We start from the raw sequence: 17,177 nt of genomic DNA, 5'->3' as shown, positions 1-17,177 counted from the left end.
CAGGAGGTATTGGATGTTGATTAAAGAAAAGCAGATAAAAAGAGTTGTTATTAAGATTGGAAGCAGCTCATTAACAAGCATGCACGGGGAGATCAGCCGCAGAAAGCTTGAAAAATTTGCTGAGCAAATTGTCGAGCTGAAGGATGAAGGCTATGAAGCAGCGGTTGTGTCATCAGGTGCTGTTGCAGCAGGATATAGGAAGCTTGGCTGCCTTGACCGGCCTTCTTCCCTTCCGGAAAAACAGGCTGCGGCTTCTATTGGCCAGGGGCTATTAATGGAATCTTACTCAGAACTCTTTTTATCTCATGGTTACGTAGCTTCACAAATCTTGATTACCAGAAGTGATTTCTCTGATGAAAATCGCTATGGCAATATGCATAACACCATGAATGTGCTGCTGGAGCGAGGCATCATCCCAATCATAAATGAAAATGATACGGTTACGGTCGACCGCTTGCGCTTCGGGGACAATGATACTCTGGCTGCAAAAGTGGCCGGTCTGATTGATGCAGATTTACTGATTATTTTATCTGACATTGACGGCCTCTATGACAGCAACCCGAATGATAATCCCCATGCGACTCTTCTGGAGAGGGTTCACAGCATTACACCTGAAATTGAAGCAGCTGCAGGAGGATCTGGCAGTGCTGTAGGAACAGGCGGCATGAAATCAAAAATCCAGGCAGTGAAAATTGCGATGGCTGCAGGGATTGACTCCTTTTTAGGAAAAGCAGGAACGGAAAATATTTTAATGGAAGCTGTGGAAAACAGAGCGAGAGGCACCTACTTCACGCCGGAGCCGGATGCATTTAATCTGGATAATGAGAAGCAGTGGATTGCGTTCCACTCAGGTCCTGAAGGAAAGGTGACCATCAATTCCCATGGGATAGAGGCTATTGTGGATCAGCAGGAAAATCTATACTGCGCTGATATTCAGGAAGTCAAAGGGCGATTTAAGGATGGAGCGGTCGTCCGCATTCTGGATGAAGAGGGAATAGAAATCGGCCTCGGCCGCATTAATTATTCAAACGAACAGTTAAGCGGCCATACAGCAGATGAAGAGCTTGAACCGGCCGTAGCTCAGGAAAAATTTGTATGCTCCCGCGACTTTAAGCTGCCGGCACTTGTTTAAACTTTTTAGGAGGGATTCAATGATTACTGCATCAGCAGTAAAGATAAATAATGTAGAAGAACAGGCAAAAAAGGCAAGGAAGGCTGCAAAAACATTAAGTATTTTAACAACGGAAGAAAAGAACGAAGCACTCCGTACAGTTGCAGATGCTTTGGAAACCGGATATGAATCGATACTTGCAGCTAATATGGCCGATCTTGATAATGGCAGGGAAAAAGGATTCGAAGAGGCATATATGGATCGCCTGTCATTATCGAAGGAGCGGGTTTATGAATTTGCAGACGGCCTTCGCCAGGTAGCTGAACTTCCCGATCCGATTGGAGATGTTATGTCGGGCTGGACTTTGGATAATGGGCTGAAGGTGGAAGAGGTCCGTGTTCCGCTTGGTGTCATCGGCATGATTTATGAAGCAAGACCTAATGTAACTGCCGACGCGGCAGGTCTTGCGCTGAAATCTGGAAATGCCATAGTCTTAAAAGGCGGATCATCAGCACTGAATTCGAATCAGGCGATCGTCGAGCTTATTCATGAAGCTCTTGAAAAAACGAAGATACCTAAAGAAACTGTCCAATTCATTGCCACAGCAGACAGAGAAGCGACAAAGCAGCTGTTCACCATGAAAGAGCATATTGATGTCTTAATTCCGAGAGGCGGCGCATCCCTCATTAAAGCTGTGGTTGAGAATGCGACGGTGCCTGTACTCGAAACAGGAGTTGGAAACTGCCATATCTATGTTGATAAAGAGGCAGATCCGGAAAAAGCGATCAATATCCTGATTAATGCCAAAACCGACCGTCCCGCAGTCTGTAATGCGGCAGAAACGCTGATTGTTCATGAAGCATGGCTGGATCAGCATAAAGAATTGCTTGCAGAAGCTCTGAAGAATCACGGGATAACTGTACATGGTGATGACTCTGCAGCAGCTGCATTGCCTGATGTGGTACCCGCAGCTTATAGCGATTGGGCCAATGAATATTTAAGCCTGGACTTAGCTGTAAAAACCGTGAATAGTCTTGAACAGGCCATCGATCATATTGATCAATATGGCACTAGGCATTCAGAGGCGATTATCACCGAAAATGGGGAAACAGCCAAAAAGTTCATGCAGCTGACAGATGCTGCGGCGCTGTACCATAATGCTTCGACGAGATTCACGGATGGAGGCGCACTTGGCTTTGGAGCTGAAATCGGCATTTCCACACAGAAGCTCCACGCGAGAGGGCCGATGGGTCTGCCTGCATTAACAACCCGCAAATACCTAATGTCCGGAAATGGACAGATTCGATAAAAAATGTTTAAAAGCATCAGCTCCGGCTGGTGCTTTTCTAAAATAATAAGAATTAATCCTGAAAGTTAGATAACTGTCCAGCTACAGGCGCCATCGGCTCGAGGTCATAAGCTTGTCTTGTTGCGGCTCCTAGGGACTCGAGACATAAGCCAATCCCTTCCAGAAGGAAAGAACCCCTTCTTGCAGGGCTCGTCTTATACTAGTCGTCCCTGGGCAGTCGCCTCCACATTTCTTTCAATCCGTCTAAAAGGTAAAGAACAACCTTTCAGCCGGCTTGTCTTATGCTTGAGGCCCGCAGGACAAGGAAGGCTTCGTCAGCATAAACGTCGCACGACCGAAAGCGACAGCTTTTGGGAGGATGCGGGTCATGCAGACGCTGCCACAGGACGTGGCGGTTTTAGTCTGCGTTCCTTTATAAGCGGGCGCCTTCCGCTTTTCTGATAAAAAATTGGCAGCCCGATTCGCGGCTTCTTTTTGCATTTCTCTCCCGCTGCAGATAAAGACTATTTACAAGGGGTGAGAAAGCGTGACTGTCATAACGACGTTCAAAGAGAAAAAAAGAGAGAAGCAGATCAAATATGAAAAATCAGTCCTTAGGGAAATTTCGATAAAAGTCTTAAAAGAAAAAGTACAGCAGTTTTTTGGTTCTTCCAGATTTGTCTCCGGTCTGATGATGAATGCCGGAATTGAGGAGGCCTGCTATGATGTAGCGATTGAAGCCTATTTGCTGGGGGCCAACTATAGCCGTTTTGGGCGCTATGGCGAATCGCTGGATCAGGTCCGCAATAGATGTGAAAAAGAGCATAAGCATTTAGTGGATACCTTGTATAACTTTTTTCTTTATTGGGGCCATGGTTCGGAAGCGGCTATGAGTGAATCCCTTTATTATATGTGCGAGCAATATGTAAACAGCTGGTGGTCGGAAGGATTCAATAAAGGTGAGAGAAGGCATAAATTGCGTCTCCACTGAAAAGTTAATTTGATCAGACCGCTGTCCTGATCGAAGTTCTAGATCTCCGTCTTGTCCCATATATTGAAATGAGGATAAGCAGGAGGGGACTGATTAGGGCGTATGAAGAAAAAATTAAAAATAGGCGGGTTTGCGATCGGGCTTATCGTCCTTTTTCTTATTTTACAATATGACTTTATGGATGATGATTCCTGGGAATCGTGGAATCTGCCTTTAACCGGGAAGATCATCTTGCTTGATCCCGGCCATGGCGGCCCGGATGGCGGGGCAGGTGACGAAGGGGCACTCGAGAAAGATATTGCACTGGAAGTATCATTAAAAGTAAGGGATTACCTCCAGGAGCAGGGAGCGCTTGTGCTCATGACGAGGGAGGACGATAGGGACCTCGCACCAGAGGGAACGAGGGGATACAGCCGGAGAAAAGTTGAAGACCTGAAGAAACGGCTTGAAATGATAAATACGTCAAATTCTGATTTTTATGTCAGCATCCATTTAAATTCCATTCCTTCTCCACGATGGAGCGGAGCGCAGACTTTCTATGCGCCTGGGATTAAGGAAAATGCCAAAGCCGCAAAATTCATACAGGATGAACTCCGTCGCAATCTGGAAAATACGAAGCGGAATTCCAAGCCTTTAAACAATGTATTCATTTTAAAATACGCCAAAAAGCCGGGTGTCTTAGTAGAAGTGGGATTCTTATCAAACCCGGGGGAACGGGCCAGCCTGAAAACGGATGAATATCAGGATAAAATCGCTGCCTCCATCTATAATGGAATTATGCGCTACTATACCAATGAAAAAGAATTGACCGAAACATGGGAATGAAAAGGTGCTGATAGAGTGCCTTTTCTTTTTTGAATATTTTTCCGGTGTGATACAATTAACTGTAAAGAATTTTCAATATGTTATACTGAAATGGAAACGAATTCAAAAGGCGGGTGCAATGTATGTTAACTGAACAGAAAGTCAGAGAAGCTTTAAGCGGCTTGAAGGAACCATTTATACATAGAACATTGGGCGAACTTAACGCCATTGAAGAAATTAAAATCAAGGAAGAAAAGAATCATGTCAGCGTTAAGATTCAAGTCGCCAAGACAGGTACAGCTGAACAGCTTCAGCTTCAGACGGAAGTCGTCAATCTTTTAAAAGAAGCAGGGGCGGCGACCGTCGGCATCCGCTTCAGCGAGCTTCCGGATGAAGTGCTTTCACAATATAGAGAGGCAGCGGCGGAAGAAGACAAAGGCCTGCTTTCTCCTGGTAATAAGACGGAATTCATTGCCATTGCCAGCGGAAAAGGCGGAGTCGGCAAATCCACCGTTTCGGTCAACCTGGCTGTATCCCTGGCAAGGCTGGGCAAAAAAGTTGGATTGATCGATGCTGATATCTATGGATTCAGCGTTCCGGATATGATGGGCATTACGAAGCGTCCCGTGGTCAGAGGAGAGCGAATTCTGCCGGTTGAACGTTTTGGCGTAAAAGTGATTTCAATGGGATTCTTTGTGGAAGATAATGCGCCGATTATCTGGAGAGGGCCGATGCTTGGCAAAATGCTGAACAGCTTCTTCAATGAAGTTGAGTGGGGTGAATTAGACTACCTTCTTCTTGATTTGCCTCCGGGAACAGGAGATGTTGCCCTGGATGTGCATACAATGCTTCCTTCCTGCAAGGAAATTGTTGTGACAACTCCGCATCCTACAGCCGCATTTGTTGCGGCCAGAGCTGGTGCAATGGCACTTCGCACAGAGCATGAAATCCTGGGTGTTATCGAGAACATGGCCTACTTTGAGAGTCAATTGACTGGAGAAAGAGAGCACGTATTTGGGCAGGGCGGCGGCGAGAAGCTTGCTGATGAACTGCGGACAGAAGTGCTGGGCCAGCTGCCTCTTCAGCAGCCTGATTGGAATGAAGAAGACTTCGCTCCGTCCATTTATGATAAAGACCATAAGCTCGGTCAAATCTATACGGAAATTGCCCGCAAAGTTATCCAAACAATTGAAAGCAAATAATGAAAAAGCCTCTTCCGAAATGGAAGAGGTTTTCTTTTTAAAAGGGTTATGCTCCGCCGCCCTGGGCGCCACCGCCACCACCGCCCTGGGCTTCACCCTGGCCGCCGCCTTGACCCCCGCTTTCTTGTCCGCCCTGCTCACCGCCGCTTTTCGTTTCCGCTGCTGCTTTCAGAAGGATGTCCTGAATTTTGGCTTTAAAAAGCGGGCTTTCAAATGTCTCAGTCATTACTTTCTGAATGTGCTCCCGATATTCCTTGCTTTTAAGGACATTTGTAACTTCTTTTTCAAGCTCGGGATCTTTTAATACTTCTATCATCATTCCCCGGTATTCAGGGTCTTTCATAAGATCTTTTAAAAGCTGCTCATTTTCCTTTTGCATACTTTTTGCCATGCTTTCGGCAAACTTTGGATCGTCAAAAGACTTCTTCCAAAACTCTGTGCCTTTATCGGAAGTTAAGGTTTTTTCAATGGTTTCGCTTACTACCTTTTGGTCCATGACCATCTTCTGCTGCATTTTTTCATCAGCCATCAATTCTTCGAGTGCTTTTTTTCCTTCATCTGTCTTTAATATATCAACAACCATTTTTTTAGTTTGCTCATAATCCATTTGGCCGGCGCCCGATTCACCTTGGCCGCAGCCTGATATGAAAAACACTAGCGCTAATGGAAGGAGCAAACGAAATTTTTTCTTCATGGTGAAGCTCCTTTCAGAGGTGTCCTTACCTTTAGAATGAAGATTTTCAGCAAATATTATGCGCTGGAAATACAATGCCTAGATTTTTCAAACTCTGGTTGGTACAATCAATAAGAATGAATTTATTTATTATGGGGGAAAAATAAATTGACTAGCCGTAATTGGGTAAAGCTTTTTATAACAACTCTTTTAGTCGGAGGAATAACGACTGGAGTTGTCGGGTTCATTGTGCGCTGGGATGAATTTGCGCCTATTTTTACTGACTTCGATTTCCTGGAGATTCTGTCAGTATTGTTCTGGCTTATCGGTGTAGGATTAATCTTCAGTATTATTAGCCAAATGGGCTTTTTTGCTTATTTGACTGTACACCGCTTTGGATTGGGGATTTTCAAAGGATTATGGAATCCTATTCAGATTGTCCTTATTTTATTTGCATTATTTGACTTGGTTTATTTCCGCTATAAGGCTTTTGCTGGTGCGGGAGACAGCATGCTTCCGTATGTTGGCGTTGCAGCATTTCTTCTTATAGTCGCTCTTGTGGTCGCAGCAATTAAAACCAAACAGACCAACCAGCATGCCTTTATTCCTGCAGTCTTCTTCATGGTGGTCGTAACCGCCATTGAGTGGGTGCCTGTATTAAGGGTAAACGAAGAAAGCTGGCTATATCTTATGCTGATCCCGTTATTAGTCTGCAACACCTATCAGCTGCTTATTCTTCATAAGCTGAATGAAGATTCCCAAAAGCAAAGAAGCCATATAGCTAAAAAGCCATCCAAATAACGGATGGCTTTTGTTTATTTAATTTCATTTGTCTTTGTCTCTGCATTCGCAATCATTTCTGAGACGGAAACGAAGTTGAGCCCCTTGGATTCTACATCATTTAAAATGAGCGGAAGTGCTTTGGCTGTTTGCTTGGCAGAATCGGAAGCATGCAAAAGTACGATATCTCCTTTTTTTGCCTTTGATACATTCTCTGCAATCCTCTCGACACCCGGATTCGTCCAATCCTTTGAATCGACGCTCCAATGGACAACGGTATAGCCCATCCGGTCAGCAACCTTTAAGGTTTTCTGGTCAAAGTGCCCTGTTGGGGCGCGAACGAGCTTAATATCTTTAATGTTCAGCTTTCTAAATGCTTCCTGCGCCTTTGCGAGGTCCCTCCTGATTTTATCCTCTTCAAGCTCTGTATAATCTTCATAGCCATAGCCCAGAATTCCGATTTCATAGCCTTCTTTCACGATTCTTGAAACTAAATCCGGATGGCGTTCAGCCCAGGAGCCGGCAAGAAAAAAGGTCGCAGATTTAACATTCTCTTTTTTAAGGATATCCAATATGGGCTCTGCTTTAACATCCCCCCATCCTATATTAAAGGTGAGGGCTAAATCCTTTTCCCCTTTGTATATCGCCTTAGGCCCGTCTTTAGCTGAAAAAGCAGGCAAGTGGACAATACTCTGCATGAAGAGGAACCAAGCCGTGAAAAATGCTGCAATGACAACCAGCGATATTTGTTTTAAAGACTTACCATTCAATACATAAAAAAAGTTCATAATCGATCACCTCGTCCGATACCTTCCTAGTCTCATACCTATGCTGAACTTGTCTCTTCCATGTATAAAAAAATTTATTCATAAAAAATCTTAATTGGAAAAATACTACAAAATACAAATTGAAAAATGTATTGGAGGCAATCAAAATGATGGGAATGCTTTTAAGCCAAAAAGAGCTAAAAGAAATGGAGTATCTGATTAAGCGGGAAATGGACGAAATATTATTTGATTTAAAAGATGACCGTATCGATCATATTGTCAAAAGAGCCATGGAGGAACGATATAAAATTTTATTTTCATTATTTCAGCGTCTGGCAGCACCAGCAGATTGCCTGAAATACATGCGTTCCCGCCAGCATCATCAAAAGAAGGGGTAATATAATTTGGTGCTGAAGAAAAAAACTTAAAAAGGCTGTTGACTTCTTATTGGTATCTTGGTATATTAATAAACGTCGCTGATGACGGAAAGCATTAATAATAACAACTTGAAAAAAGTTGTTGACGTCGAAGTTGACATGTGATATATTGAGAAAGTCGCTTCTGAGCGGCGGATTGATCTTTGAAAACTGAACGAACAAAAACGTCAACGTTTAAATCATTAGTCTTTTATGAAAAGACAAAACGAGCTTAATCAACTCTTATATGGAGAGTTTGATCCTGGCTCAGGACGAACGCTGGCGGCGTGCCTAATACATGCAAGTCGAGCGGACAGATGGGAGCTTGCTCCCTGAAGTCAGCGGCGGACGGGTGAGTAACACGTGGGCAACCTGCCTGTAAGACTGGGATAACTCCGGGAAACCGGGGCTAATACCGGATAACTCTTTTCCTCACATGAGGAAAAGCTGAAAGATGGCATCTCGCTATCACTTACAGATGGGCCCGCGGCGCATTAGCTAGTTGGTGAGGTAACGGCTCACCAAGGCCACGATGCGTAGCCGACCTGAGAGGGTGATCGGCCACACTGGGACTGAGACACGGCCCAGACTCCTACGGGAGGCAGCAGTAGGGAATCTTCCGCAATGGACGAAAGTCTGACGGAGCAACGCCGCGTGAGTGATGAAGGTTTTCGGATCGTAAAACTCTGTTGTCAGGGAAGAACAAGTACCGGAGTAACTGCCGGTACCTTGACGGTACCTGACCAGAAAGCCACGGCTAACTACGTGCCAGCAGCCGCGGTAATACGTAGGTGGCAAGCGTTGTCCGGAATTATTGGGCGTAAAGCGCGCGCAGGCGGTTCCTTAAGTCTGATGTGAAAGCCCCCGGCTCAACCGGGGAGGGTCATTGGAAACTGGGGAACTTGAGTGCAGAAGAGAAGAGTGGAATTCCACGTGTAGCGGTGAAATGCGTAGAGATGTGGAGGAACACCAGTGGCGAAGGCGACTCTTTGGTCTGTAACTGACGCTGAGGCGCGAAAGCGTGGGGAGCAAACAGGATTAGATACCCTGGTAGTCCACGCCGTAAACGATGAGTGCTAAGTGTTAGAGGGTTTCCGCCCTTTAGTGCTGCAGCAAACGCATTAAGCACTCCGCCTGGGGAGTACGGCCGCAAGGCTGAAACTCAAAGGAATTGACGGGGGCCCGCACAAGCGGTGGAGCATGTGGTTTAATTCGAAGCAACGCGAAGAACCTTACCAGGTCTTGACATCTCCTGACAACCCTAGAGATAGGGCGTTCCCCTTCGGGGGACAGGATGACAGGTGGTGCATGGTTGTCGTCAGCTCGTGTCGTGAGATGTTGGGTTAAGTCCCGCAACGAGCGCAACCCTTGATCTTAGTTGCCAGCATTCAGTTGGGCACTCTAAGGTGACTGCCGGTGACAAACCGGAGGAAGGTGGGGATGACGTCAAATCATCATGCCCCTTATGACCTGGGCTACACACGTGCTACAATGGATGGTACAAAGGGCTGCGAAACCGCGAGGTTAAGCGAATCCCATAAAACCATTCTCAGTTCGGATTGCAGGCTGCAACTCGCCTGCATGAAGCCGGAATCGCTAGTAATCGCGGATCAGCATGCCGCGGTGAATACGTTCCCGGGCCTTGTACACACCGCCCGTCACACCACGAGAGTTTGTAACACCCGAAGTCGGTGGGGTAACCTTTTGGAGCCAGCCGCCTAAGGTGGGACAGATGATTGGGGTGAAGTCGTAACAAGGTAGCCGTATCGGAAGGTGCGGCTGGATCACCTCCTTTCTAAGGAATATTTACAAGAAACGTGACGTTCTTTGTTCGTTCAGTTTTGAGAGTTCAATCTCTCAATGAAAGATTCGTTCTTTGAAAACTAGATAATGATTATGAAGAAGCAATAACCGAGTAATCGCCATTTTAGTGAATTCTCTCTATGTTAAATAGAGTTAAAAACCTTTGATTTTGTTCATCTTCGATGAACCTGTCAAATACGGTTAAGTTAGAAAGGGCGCACGGTGAATGCCTTGGCACTAGGAGCCGATGAAGGACGGTACTAACACCGATATGCTTCGGGGAGCTGTAAGTAAGCTTTGATCCGGAGATTTCCGAATGGGGAAACCCCCTATCCGTAATGGGATGGGATCCTTATCTGAATACATAGGATATGGAAGGCAGACCCGGGGAACTGAAACATCTAAGTACCCGGAGGAAGAGAAAGCAAACGCGATTCCCTGAGTAGCGGCGAGCGAAACGGGATTAGCCCAAACCAGGAGGCTTGCCTCCTGGGGTTGTAGGACACTCTACACGGAGTTACAAAGGAACGAGGTAAATGAACAGGTCTGGAAAGGCCGGCCAGAGAAGGTAAAAGCCCTGTAGTTGAAACTTCGTTCCCTCCAGAGTGGATCCTGAGTACGGCGGGACACGAGAAATCCCGTCGGAAGCAGGGAGGACCATCTCCCAAGGCTAAATACTCCCTAGTGACCGATAGTGAACCAGTACCGTGAGGGAAAGGTGAAAAGCACCCCGGAAGGGGAGTGAAAGAGATCCTGAAACCGTGTGCCTACAAGTAGTTAGAGCCCGTTAATGGGTGATAGCGTGCCTTTTGTAGAATGAACCGGCGAGTTACGATTACATGCGAGGTTAAGTTGATAAGACGGAGCCGCAGCGAAAGCGAGTCTGAATAGGGCGAATGAGTATGTGGTCGTAGACCCGAAACCAGGTGATCTACCCATGTCCAGGGTGAAGTCCAGGTAACACTGGATGGAGGCCCGAACCCACGCACGTTGAAAAGTGCGGGGATGAGGTGTGGGTAGCGGAGAAATTCCAATCGAACCTGGAGATAGCTGGTTCTCTCCGAAATAGCTTTAGGGCTAGCCTCATGTAGTAAGAGTCTTGGAGGTAGAGCACTGTTTGGACTAGGGGCCCCCATCGGGTTACCGAATTCAGACAAACTCCGAATGCCAAAGACTTATCCATGGGAGTCAGACTGCGAGTGATAAGATCCGTAGTCAAGAGGGAAACAGCCCAGACCACCAGCTAAGGTCCCAAAGTATACGTTAAGTGGAAAAGGATGTGGAGTTGCTTAGACAACCAGGATGTTGGCTTAGAAGCAGCCACCATTTAAAGAGTGCGTAATAGCTCACTGGTCGAGTGACTCCGCGCCGAAAATGTACCGGGGCTAAACGTATCACCGAAGCTGTGGATTGACATCTTCCGATGTCAGTGGTAGGAGAGCGTTCTAAGGGCGTTGAAGCCAGACCGCAAGGACTGGTGGAGCGCTTAGAAGTGAGAATGCCGGTATGAGTAGCGAAAGATGGGTGAGAATCCCATCCACCGAATGCCTAAGGTTTCCTGAGGAAGGCTCGTCCGCTCAGGGTTAGTCGGGACCTAAGCCGAGGCTGAAAAGCGTAGGCGATGGACAACAGGTTGATATTCCTGTACCACCTCTTTACCGTTTGAGCAATGGGGGGACGCAGGAGGATAGGGTAAGCGCGCTGCTGGATTAGCGCGTCCAAGCAGTTAGGCCGGTAACGAGGCAAATCCCGTTACCACACAGGCTGAGCTGTGACGGCGAGGGAAATTTAGTACCGAAGTTCCTGATTCCACACTGCCAAGAAAAGCCTCTAGCGAGGGAAAAGGTGCCCGTACCGCAAACCGACACAGGTAGGCGAGGAGAGAATCCTAAGGTGAGCGAGAGAACTCTCGTTAAGGAACTCGGCAAAATGACCCCGTAACTTCGGGAGAAGGGGTGCTCATTAGGGTGAATAGCCCTGATGAGCCGCAGTGAATAGGCCCAGGCGACTGTTTAGCAAAAACACAGGTCTCTGCGAAGCCGCAAGGCGAAGTATAGGGGCTGACGCCTGCCCGGTGCTGGAAGGTTAAGAGGAGAGGTTAGCGCAAGCGAAGCTTTGAATCGAAGCCCCAGTAAACGGCGGCCGTAACTATAACGGTCCTAAGGTAGCGAAATTCCTTGTCGGGTAAGTTCCGACCCGCACGAAAGGCGTAACGATCTGGGCACTGTCTCAACGAGAGACTCGGTGAAATTATAGTACCTGTGAAGATGCAGGTTACCCGCGACAGGACGGAAAGACCCCGTGGAGCTTTACTGTAGCCTGATATTGAATTTTGGTACAGCTTGTACAGGATAGGTAGGAGCCTGAGAAACCGGAGCGCCAGCTTCGGTGGAGGCGTCGGTGGGATACTACCCTGGCTGTATTGAAATTCTAACCCGCGCCCCTGATCGGGGCGGGAGACAGTGTCAGGTGGGCAGTTTGACTGGGGCGGTCGCCTCCTAAAAAGTAACGGAGGCGCCCAAAGGTTCCCTCAGAATGGTTGGAAATCATTCGCAGAGTGTAAAGGCACAAGGGAGCTTGACTGCGAGACCTACAAGTCGAGCAGGGACGAAAGTCGGGCTTAGTGATCCGGTGGTTCCGCATGGAAGGGCCATCGCTCAACGGATAAAAGCTACCCCGGGGATAACAGGCTTATCTCCCCCAAGAGTCCACATCGACGGGGAGGTTTGGCACCTCGATGTCGGCTCATCGCATCCTGGGGCTGTAGTCGGTCCCAAGGGTTGGGCTGTTCGCCCATTAAAGCGGTACGCGAGCTGGGTTCAGAACGTCGTGAGACAGTTCGGTCCCTATCCGTCGTGGGCGCAGGAAATTTGAGAGGAGCTGTCCTTAGTACGAGAGGACCGGGATGGACGCACCGCTGGTGTACCAGTTGTCTTGCCAAAGGCATCGCTGGGTAGCTATGTGCGGAAGGGATAAGTGCTGAAAGCATCTAAGCATGAAGCCCCCCTCGAGATGAGATTTCCCATAGCGTCAAGCTAGTAAGATCCCTGAAAGATGATCAGGTTGATAGGTCAGAGGTGGAAGCGTGGCGACATGTGGAGCTGACTGATACTAATCGATCGAGGACTTAACCAAGTCATTGGTGAATACTCGGCAAATGCTTCTTCATACATTATCTAGTTTTGAGGGAACGAAAATGAAATTTCCTCTTGAAAAAAACTACAAAAGAAAGTATAATCATACTTGTCTTTTGAAAATAGTCTGGTGGCGATAGCGAGAAGGTCACACCCGTTCCCATACCGAACACGGAAGTTAAGCTTCTCAGCGCCGATGGTAGTTAGGGGCTGTCCCCTTGTGAGAGTAGGACGTTGCCAGGCTGTTTTATAATACCACTTTTCCGCAGTAGCTCAGTGGTAGAGCATTCGGCTGTTAACCGAACGGTCGCAGGTTCGAATCCTGCCTGCGGAGCCATTTTCATAAAGCCCCTTATGGGAATTATGAGCTGCTGCTTCCATAGCTCAGCAGGTAGAGCACTTCCATGGTAAGGAAGAGGTCACCGGTTCGAGCCCGGTTGGAAGCTCTCTTAATGTAGACAACTAGAATACTAGGCCCCTTGGTCAAGCGGTTAAGACACCGCCCTTTCACGGCGGTAACACGGGTTCGAATCCCGTAGGGGTCACCATAATGGAGGATTAGCTCAGCTGGGAGAGCATCTGCCTTACAAGCAGAGGGTCGGCGGTTCGATCCCGTCATCCTCCACCATATTTGCCGGTGTAGCTCAATTGGTAGAGCAACTGACTTGTAATCAGTAGGTTGGGGGTTCAAGTCCTCTCGCCGGCACCATCTGTTTTTCGCAGATGGAGGGGTAGCGAAGTGGCTAAACGCGGCGGACTGTAAATCCGCTCCTTCGGGTTCGGCAGTTCGAATCTGCCCCCCTCCACCACTTATACTTAATAAAATCACAAAAACTGGACAAGCTAAGAATGTCCTTTTTATTTTGTAATTATTGGGCTATAGCCAAGCGGTAAGGCACCGGACTTTGACTCCGTCACTCGCAGGTTCGAATCCTGCTAGCCCAGCCATTTTTATGAGTATGAGCCATTAGCTCAATCGGTAGAGGATTTTAAAAGATTGCAGCATCGAGGCGTTACATCTCTGAATGGCAAGCTTTTAAAATCTGCGACAAAGACCAAAGGGCTTTGAAGCACAGTTTAGGCAACAGTATTATATTATGAGCCATTAGCTCAGTCGGTAGAGCATCTGACTTTTAATCAGAGGGTCGAAGGTTCGAGTCCTTCATGGCTCACTTTATAGAAAAACGCAGACCTTAGGAATCGAGTCCTGAAGGTCTTACTTGTAAATACAAATATACTGCGGAAGTAGTTCAGTGGTAGAACATCACCTTGCCAAGGTGGGGGTCGCGGGTTCGAATCCCGTCTTCCGCTCCAAATGGGGCCTTAGCTCAGCTGGGAGAGCGCCTGCTTTGCACGCAGGAGGTCAGCGGTTCGATCCCGCTAGGCTCCACCAACATACATAATATACCAATCCTTAAACCCATGTGGTTTAAGGATTTTTTATTTTATAAATATCATATATACATCGGAAAATTAGGACCTTCACCCCCGGCAGCGCATATATATACACGATTTTGTCGAGTTGAGTCATATGATTGAAAGCGGTTAAAATGTATATATGAAGGGAAAGGGAGGACTTATATTATGAATAGACAGAAATTATCGATAATTGGGATGCCGATGGATCTTGGCCAGATGAGACGCGGTGTGGATATGGGGCCAAGTGCGATTCGTTATGCCGGAGTGAATGAACGATTAAAATGTTTATTTGAAGAAATTCATGACCAGGGCGATATTGCTGTCGGCCGTCCGGAGGTTCAAATCGATCCAAATTCAAATCTTCGAAACTTGCACCTTATTGCTGAAAAAACAGAAATGCTTGCAGAAAAAGTTGATCACGCAATAAAAGGCGGTTCTTTTCCATTAGTGCTCGGCGGCGACCATAGCATTGCGATTGGAACATTGGCAGGGGTATCGAAGCACTATTCCAATCTTGGGGTAATCTGGTATGATGCCCATGGTGATTTAAATACAGCTGAGACATCACCTTCAGGAAACATTCATGGCATGCCGCTTGCTGTAAGCCTGGGTATGGGCCATCCGCTTTTAACCAATGTAGGGGGATATGGTCCAAAGGTTAAGCCGGAGAATATTGTCATTATTGGGGCAAGGTCATTGGATGAAGGAGAACGGGAGCTTATTAAGGAAAAAGGCATTAAAGTGTACACCATGCATGAAATTGATCGTCTTGGTATGACAAAGGTCATGGAAGAATCTATTACATATTTAAAAGAAAGAAATACAGATGGTGTTCATCTGTCTCTTGATTTGGATGGGCTGGATCCACATGATGCACCGGGTGTCGGAACTCCGGTTATTGGCGGCATCAGCTACCGTGAAAGCCACTTGGCCATGGAGATGCTTGCAGAAGCACAAATTATTACATCGGCTGAATTTGTAGAGGTTAATCCCATTTTGGATGACAAAAACAAAACAGCTACTGTAGCAGTTGCACTTATGGGTTCACTATTTGGAGAAAAGCTTCTATAATAAAGGAAAATAAAAATGAGCAGAACTTAGACAAGTTCTGCTCATTTTTTTGCTGTAAGTGTATAATATTTATTTAGAAGTTCATCAAGTTTATTGCTGGTATCAACTACCATGTGATCTGTAAAAGATCCGGAAGCTGCTAATTGAATCATTCTTGTCCGGCAATCCTCTATATCTCTCAATAATTCCTTAACACACACTGTAACCAACCCTTTTCGATAATTTTAGTACTTTTATACCCTAAAAGAAAAAAAATAAACCAGAATAAGTAAAAATTTGCTAATATAGAAATTGAATGTTTTTTAATTAAAACGAAACCTTTTCCGCTATCGATTCGTATTATCGATTAGCCGCACTGGAGCGGAGGTAAAAAAATGGAGACACTCGTAAAAAATAGGATAAAGCAAGTATTAAAAGGCGACCAGGATGCTTATGCTGAAGTTGTTGAAATATACAAAGATAAAGTTTTTCAGATTTGCTACAGAATGCTGGGAAACAGGCATGAGGCAGAGGATATCGCTCAGGAGGCCTTCTTAAGAGCTTATGTAAATATTGCCAGCTTTAATATTGACTTGAAATTTTCCACATGGCTCTATCGGATTGCCACTAACCTTTGTATAGACAGAATCAGAAAAAAGAAGCCTGATTATTATCTGGATGCAGAGGTCGCCGGAACGGATGGATTGAACATGTATTCTCAAATCGCTTCAGATGCGAGGCTGCCGGAGGATGATGTAGAAAGCCTGGAACTGCAGGAAACAATCCAAAGAGAAATATCGAAGCTTCCTGAAAAATATCGTTCGGTTATTGTTTTAAAATATATTGAAGAATTATCGCTGAACGAGATCAGTGAAACGCTCGATCTTCCATTGGGAACCGTAAAGACCCGGATTCACCGGGGACGGGAAGCTCTTAGAAATCAATTAAGATATGTTTAATAAAGAGGGTGAGAACTTTGAAATGTCCAGCAGAAATGGTTGTTTATATGCACGAGTACCTAGATGAAGAGATCTCAGCCGAACATGAGAAGGAATTAAGGGCACATCTGCAAAACTGCGTGGAGTGTCAGACTCATTTCCATGAATTAAAGAAAACGATCGCTTTAGTCCAAAGCACTTCACATATACAGGCACCTGAAAATTTCACGGCAAATGTTATGGCAAAATTGCCAAAAGAAAAGCGGAAGGTCGGGGTTCAGCGCTGGTTCAGGCATCATCCGCTTTTAACGGCGGCGTCACTCTTTCTTGTTCTGATGATGGGAAGCATCGCATCTTCCTGGGATCAGGATCAACAATTATCCGTTTCTAAGCAGCCGAACCTCGTGGTGCAAAACGATAAAGTGATTGTACCTGAAGGTGAAGTGGTAAAAGGCGATGTTGTAGTTAAGAACGGCGACTTGGAAATCAAGGGCGAAATAGACGGAAATGCTACGGTCATCAATGGCCAGCAGTATATGGCTTCGGCCGGTAATGTTACCGGTGAAATTGAAGAGGTAGATGCCATATTCGAATGGCTGTGGTATCACATCAAAACCGCAACAAAGGATGCTGTAAATGTCTTTGAAACCGGAGAAACAGACAAAGAAAAGTAGTCAATAATAAAGAGAATCCCTGCTATAAAGCAGGGATTCTTAGTATGCAAATGACAATGCTGAATTTTCCAGATGGCATATGCTGTTTCAAAATTGGAATTAGCGATGAATATGATATAATATGAAA

Annotated in this window: 13 protein-coding genes, 10 tRNA genes and 3 rRNA genes; 23 read left to right on the top strand and 3 right to left on the bottom strand. The window is 46.2% G+C overall.

What is annotated here, in order from left to right:
• Positions 1-13 precede the first annotated feature (13 nt).
• The 5 genes from proB (at position 14) to NYE23_RS20270 (ending at position 5,396) form a co-directional block, all read left to right on the top strand.
• Entirely contained in the window at positions 14-1,132 is a 1,119-nt protein-coding gene (gene proB / locus NYE23_RS20290) for a glutamate 5-kinase (RefSeq protein WP_341080330.1), read from the top strand.
• A gap of 22 nt (positions 1,133-1,154) precedes the next feature.
• The gene (locus tag NYE23_RS20285; RefSeq protein WP_341080821.1) at positions 1,155-2,420 is read left to right on the top strand and encodes a glutamate-5-semialdehyde dehydrogenase; all 1,266 of its coding nucleotides are present in this window, start codon (positions 1,155-1,157) and stop codon (positions 2,418-2,420) included.
• A 526-nt stretch (positions 2,421-2,946) separates the two neighbouring features.
• Entirely contained in the window at positions 2,947-3,390 is a 444-nt protein-coding gene (locus NYE23_RS20280) for a YbaK family protein (protein ID WP_341080326.1), read from the top strand.
• Between the two features lie 102 nt (positions 3,391-3,492).
• On the top strand, positions 3,493-4,215 hold the full coding sequence (gene cwlD, locus NYE23_RS20275) for an N-acetylmuramoyl-L-alanine amidase CwlD (RefSeq protein ID WP_341080325.1): 723 nt from the start codon (positions 3,493-3,495) through the stop codon (positions 4,213-4,215).
• Positions 4,216-4,337: 122 nt separating this feature from the next.
• Entirely contained in the window at positions 4,338-5,396 is a 1,059-nt protein-coding gene (locus NYE23_RS20270; protein ID WP_341080324.1) for an Mrp/NBP35 family ATP-binding protein, read from the top strand.
• Positions 5,397-5,442: 46 nt separating this feature from the next.
• Here the strand turns inward: NYE23_RS20270 and gerD are convergent, their stop codons facing one another.
• The gene (gene gerD, locus NYE23_RS20265) at positions 5,443-6,090 is read right to left on the bottom strand and encodes a spore germination lipoprotein GerD (RefSeq protein ID WP_341080323.1); all 648 of its coding nucleotides are present in this window, start codon (positions 6,088-6,090) and stop codon (positions 5,443-5,445) included.
• A 147-nt stretch (positions 6,091-6,237) separates the two neighbouring features.
• Between gerD and NYE23_RS20260 the strand changes: the two genes are divergently transcribed.
• Positions 6,238-6,870, top strand: a complete 633-nt coding sequence (locus NYE23_RS20260) for a KinB-signaling pathway activation protein (protein WP_048011493.1) — start codon at positions 6,238-6,240, stop codon at positions 6,868-6,870.
• 14 nt (positions 6,871-6,884) lie between these two features.
• Here the strand turns inward: NYE23_RS20260 and pdaB are convergent, their stop codons facing one another.
• Positions 6,885-7,637 carry a polysaccharide deacetylase family sporulation protein PdaB gene (gene pdaB / locus NYE23_RS20255; protein WP_341080320.1) on the bottom strand — a complete coding sequence of 251 codons (753 nt, stop codon included), beginning with the start codon at positions 7,635-7,637 and terminating at the stop codon, positions 6,885-6,887.
• Positions 7,638-7,783: 146 nt separating this feature from the next.
• On the opposite strand from pdaB, the gene NYE23_RS20250 reads away from it, so the two are divergent.
• From NYE23_RS20250 to rocF, 15 genes are all read left to right on the top strand, one after another.
• Positions 7,784-8,014 (top strand): hypothetical protein, encoded by a 231-nt coding sequence (locus NYE23_RS20250; RefSeq protein ID WP_341080319.1) that lies wholly within the window; start codon positions 7,784-7,786, stop codon positions 8,012-8,014.
• Positions 8,015-8,276: 262 nt separating this feature from the next.
• Positions 8,277-9,827 (top strand): 16S ribosomal RNA (locus NYE23_RS20245).
• A 207-nt stretch (positions 9,828-10,034) separates the two neighbouring features.
• Positions 10,035-12,970 (top strand): 23S ribosomal RNA (locus NYE23_RS20240).
• Positions 12,971-13,095: 125 nt separating this feature from the next.
• Positions 13,096-13,212: ribosomal RNA gene (rrf, locus tag NYE23_RS20235) — 5S ribosomal RNA — on the top strand.
• Together the 16S, 23S and 5S rRNA genes with 10 tRNA genes alongside form the textbook arrangement of a ribosomal RNA operon.
• Positions 13,213-13,231: 19 nt before the next feature.
• A tRNA-Asn gene (locus NYE23_RS20230) sits at positions 13,232-13,306 on the top strand.
• A 36-nt stretch (positions 13,307-13,342) separates the two neighbouring features.
• Positions 13,343-13,415, top strand: a tRNA-Thr gene (locus tag NYE23_RS20225).
• A 27-nt stretch (positions 13,416-13,442) separates the two neighbouring features.
• Positions 13,443-13,517 (top strand) — tRNA-Glu (locus tag NYE23_RS20220).
• 4 nt (positions 13,518-13,521) lie between these two features.
• Positions 13,522-13,597, top strand: a tRNA-Val gene (locus NYE23_RS20215).
• 5 nt (positions 13,598-13,602) lie between these two features.
• Positions 13,603-13,678 (top strand) — tRNA-Thr (locus NYE23_RS20210).
• Positions 13,679-13,694: 16 nt separating this feature from the next.
• Positions 13,695-13,778 (top strand) — tRNA-Tyr (locus NYE23_RS20205).
• A 64-nt stretch (positions 13,779-13,842) separates the two neighbouring features.
• Positions 13,843-13,917, top strand: a tRNA-Gln gene (locus tag NYE23_RS20200).
• Positions 13,918-14,068: 151 nt separating this feature from the next.
• Positions 14,069-14,141: transfer RNA gene (locus NYE23_RS20195), tRNA-Lys, on the top strand.
• Between the two features lie 67 nt (positions 14,142-14,208).
• Positions 14,209-14,283: transfer RNA gene (locus NYE23_RS20190), tRNA-Gly, on the top strand.
• 3 nt (positions 14,284-14,286) lie between these two features.
• Positions 14,287-14,362: transfer RNA gene (locus NYE23_RS20185), tRNA-Ala, on the top strand.
• Positions 14,363-14,553: 191 nt separating this feature from the next.
• Positions 14,554-15,459 (top strand): arginase, encoded by a 906-nt coding sequence (gene rocF, locus NYE23_RS20180; protein ID WP_341080316.1) that lies wholly within the window; start codon positions 14,554-14,556, stop codon positions 15,457-15,459.
• A 41-nt stretch (positions 15,460-15,500) separates the two neighbouring features.
• Here the strand turns inward: rocF and NYE23_RS20175 are convergent, their stop codons facing one another.
• On the bottom strand, positions 15,501-15,659 hold the full coding sequence (locus tag NYE23_RS20175) for an aspartyl-phosphate phosphatase Spo0E family protein (RefSeq protein ID WP_341080314.1): 159 nt from the start codon (positions 15,657-15,659) through the stop codon (positions 15,501-15,503).
• A gap of 174 nt (positions 15,660-15,833) precedes the next feature.
• On the opposite strand from NYE23_RS20175, the gene sigW reads away from it, so the two are divergent.
• Positions 15,834-16,397, top strand: a complete 564-nt coding sequence (gene sigW / locus NYE23_RS20170) for an RNA polymerase sigma factor SigW (RefSeq protein ID WP_341080312.1) — start codon at positions 15,834-15,836, stop codon at positions 16,395-16,397.
• A gap of 17 nt (positions 16,398-16,414) precedes the next feature.
• Complete coding sequence (locus NYE23_RS20165) at positions 16,415-17,050, top strand: anti-sigma factor (RefSeq protein ID WP_341080310.1); 636 nt, start codon at positions 16,415-16,417, stop codon at positions 17,048-17,050.
• The last annotated feature ends 127 nt before the right edge of the window (positions 17,051-17,177 follow it).

Source organism: Cytobacillus sp. FSL H8-0458, from assembly GCF_038002165.1.
In the GTDB taxonomy this organism is placed as follows: domain Bacteria; phylum Bacillota; class Bacilli; order Bacillales; family Cytobacillaceae; genus Cytobacillus.
This window is presented reverse-complemented; position numbering and strand designations above follow the sequence as displayed.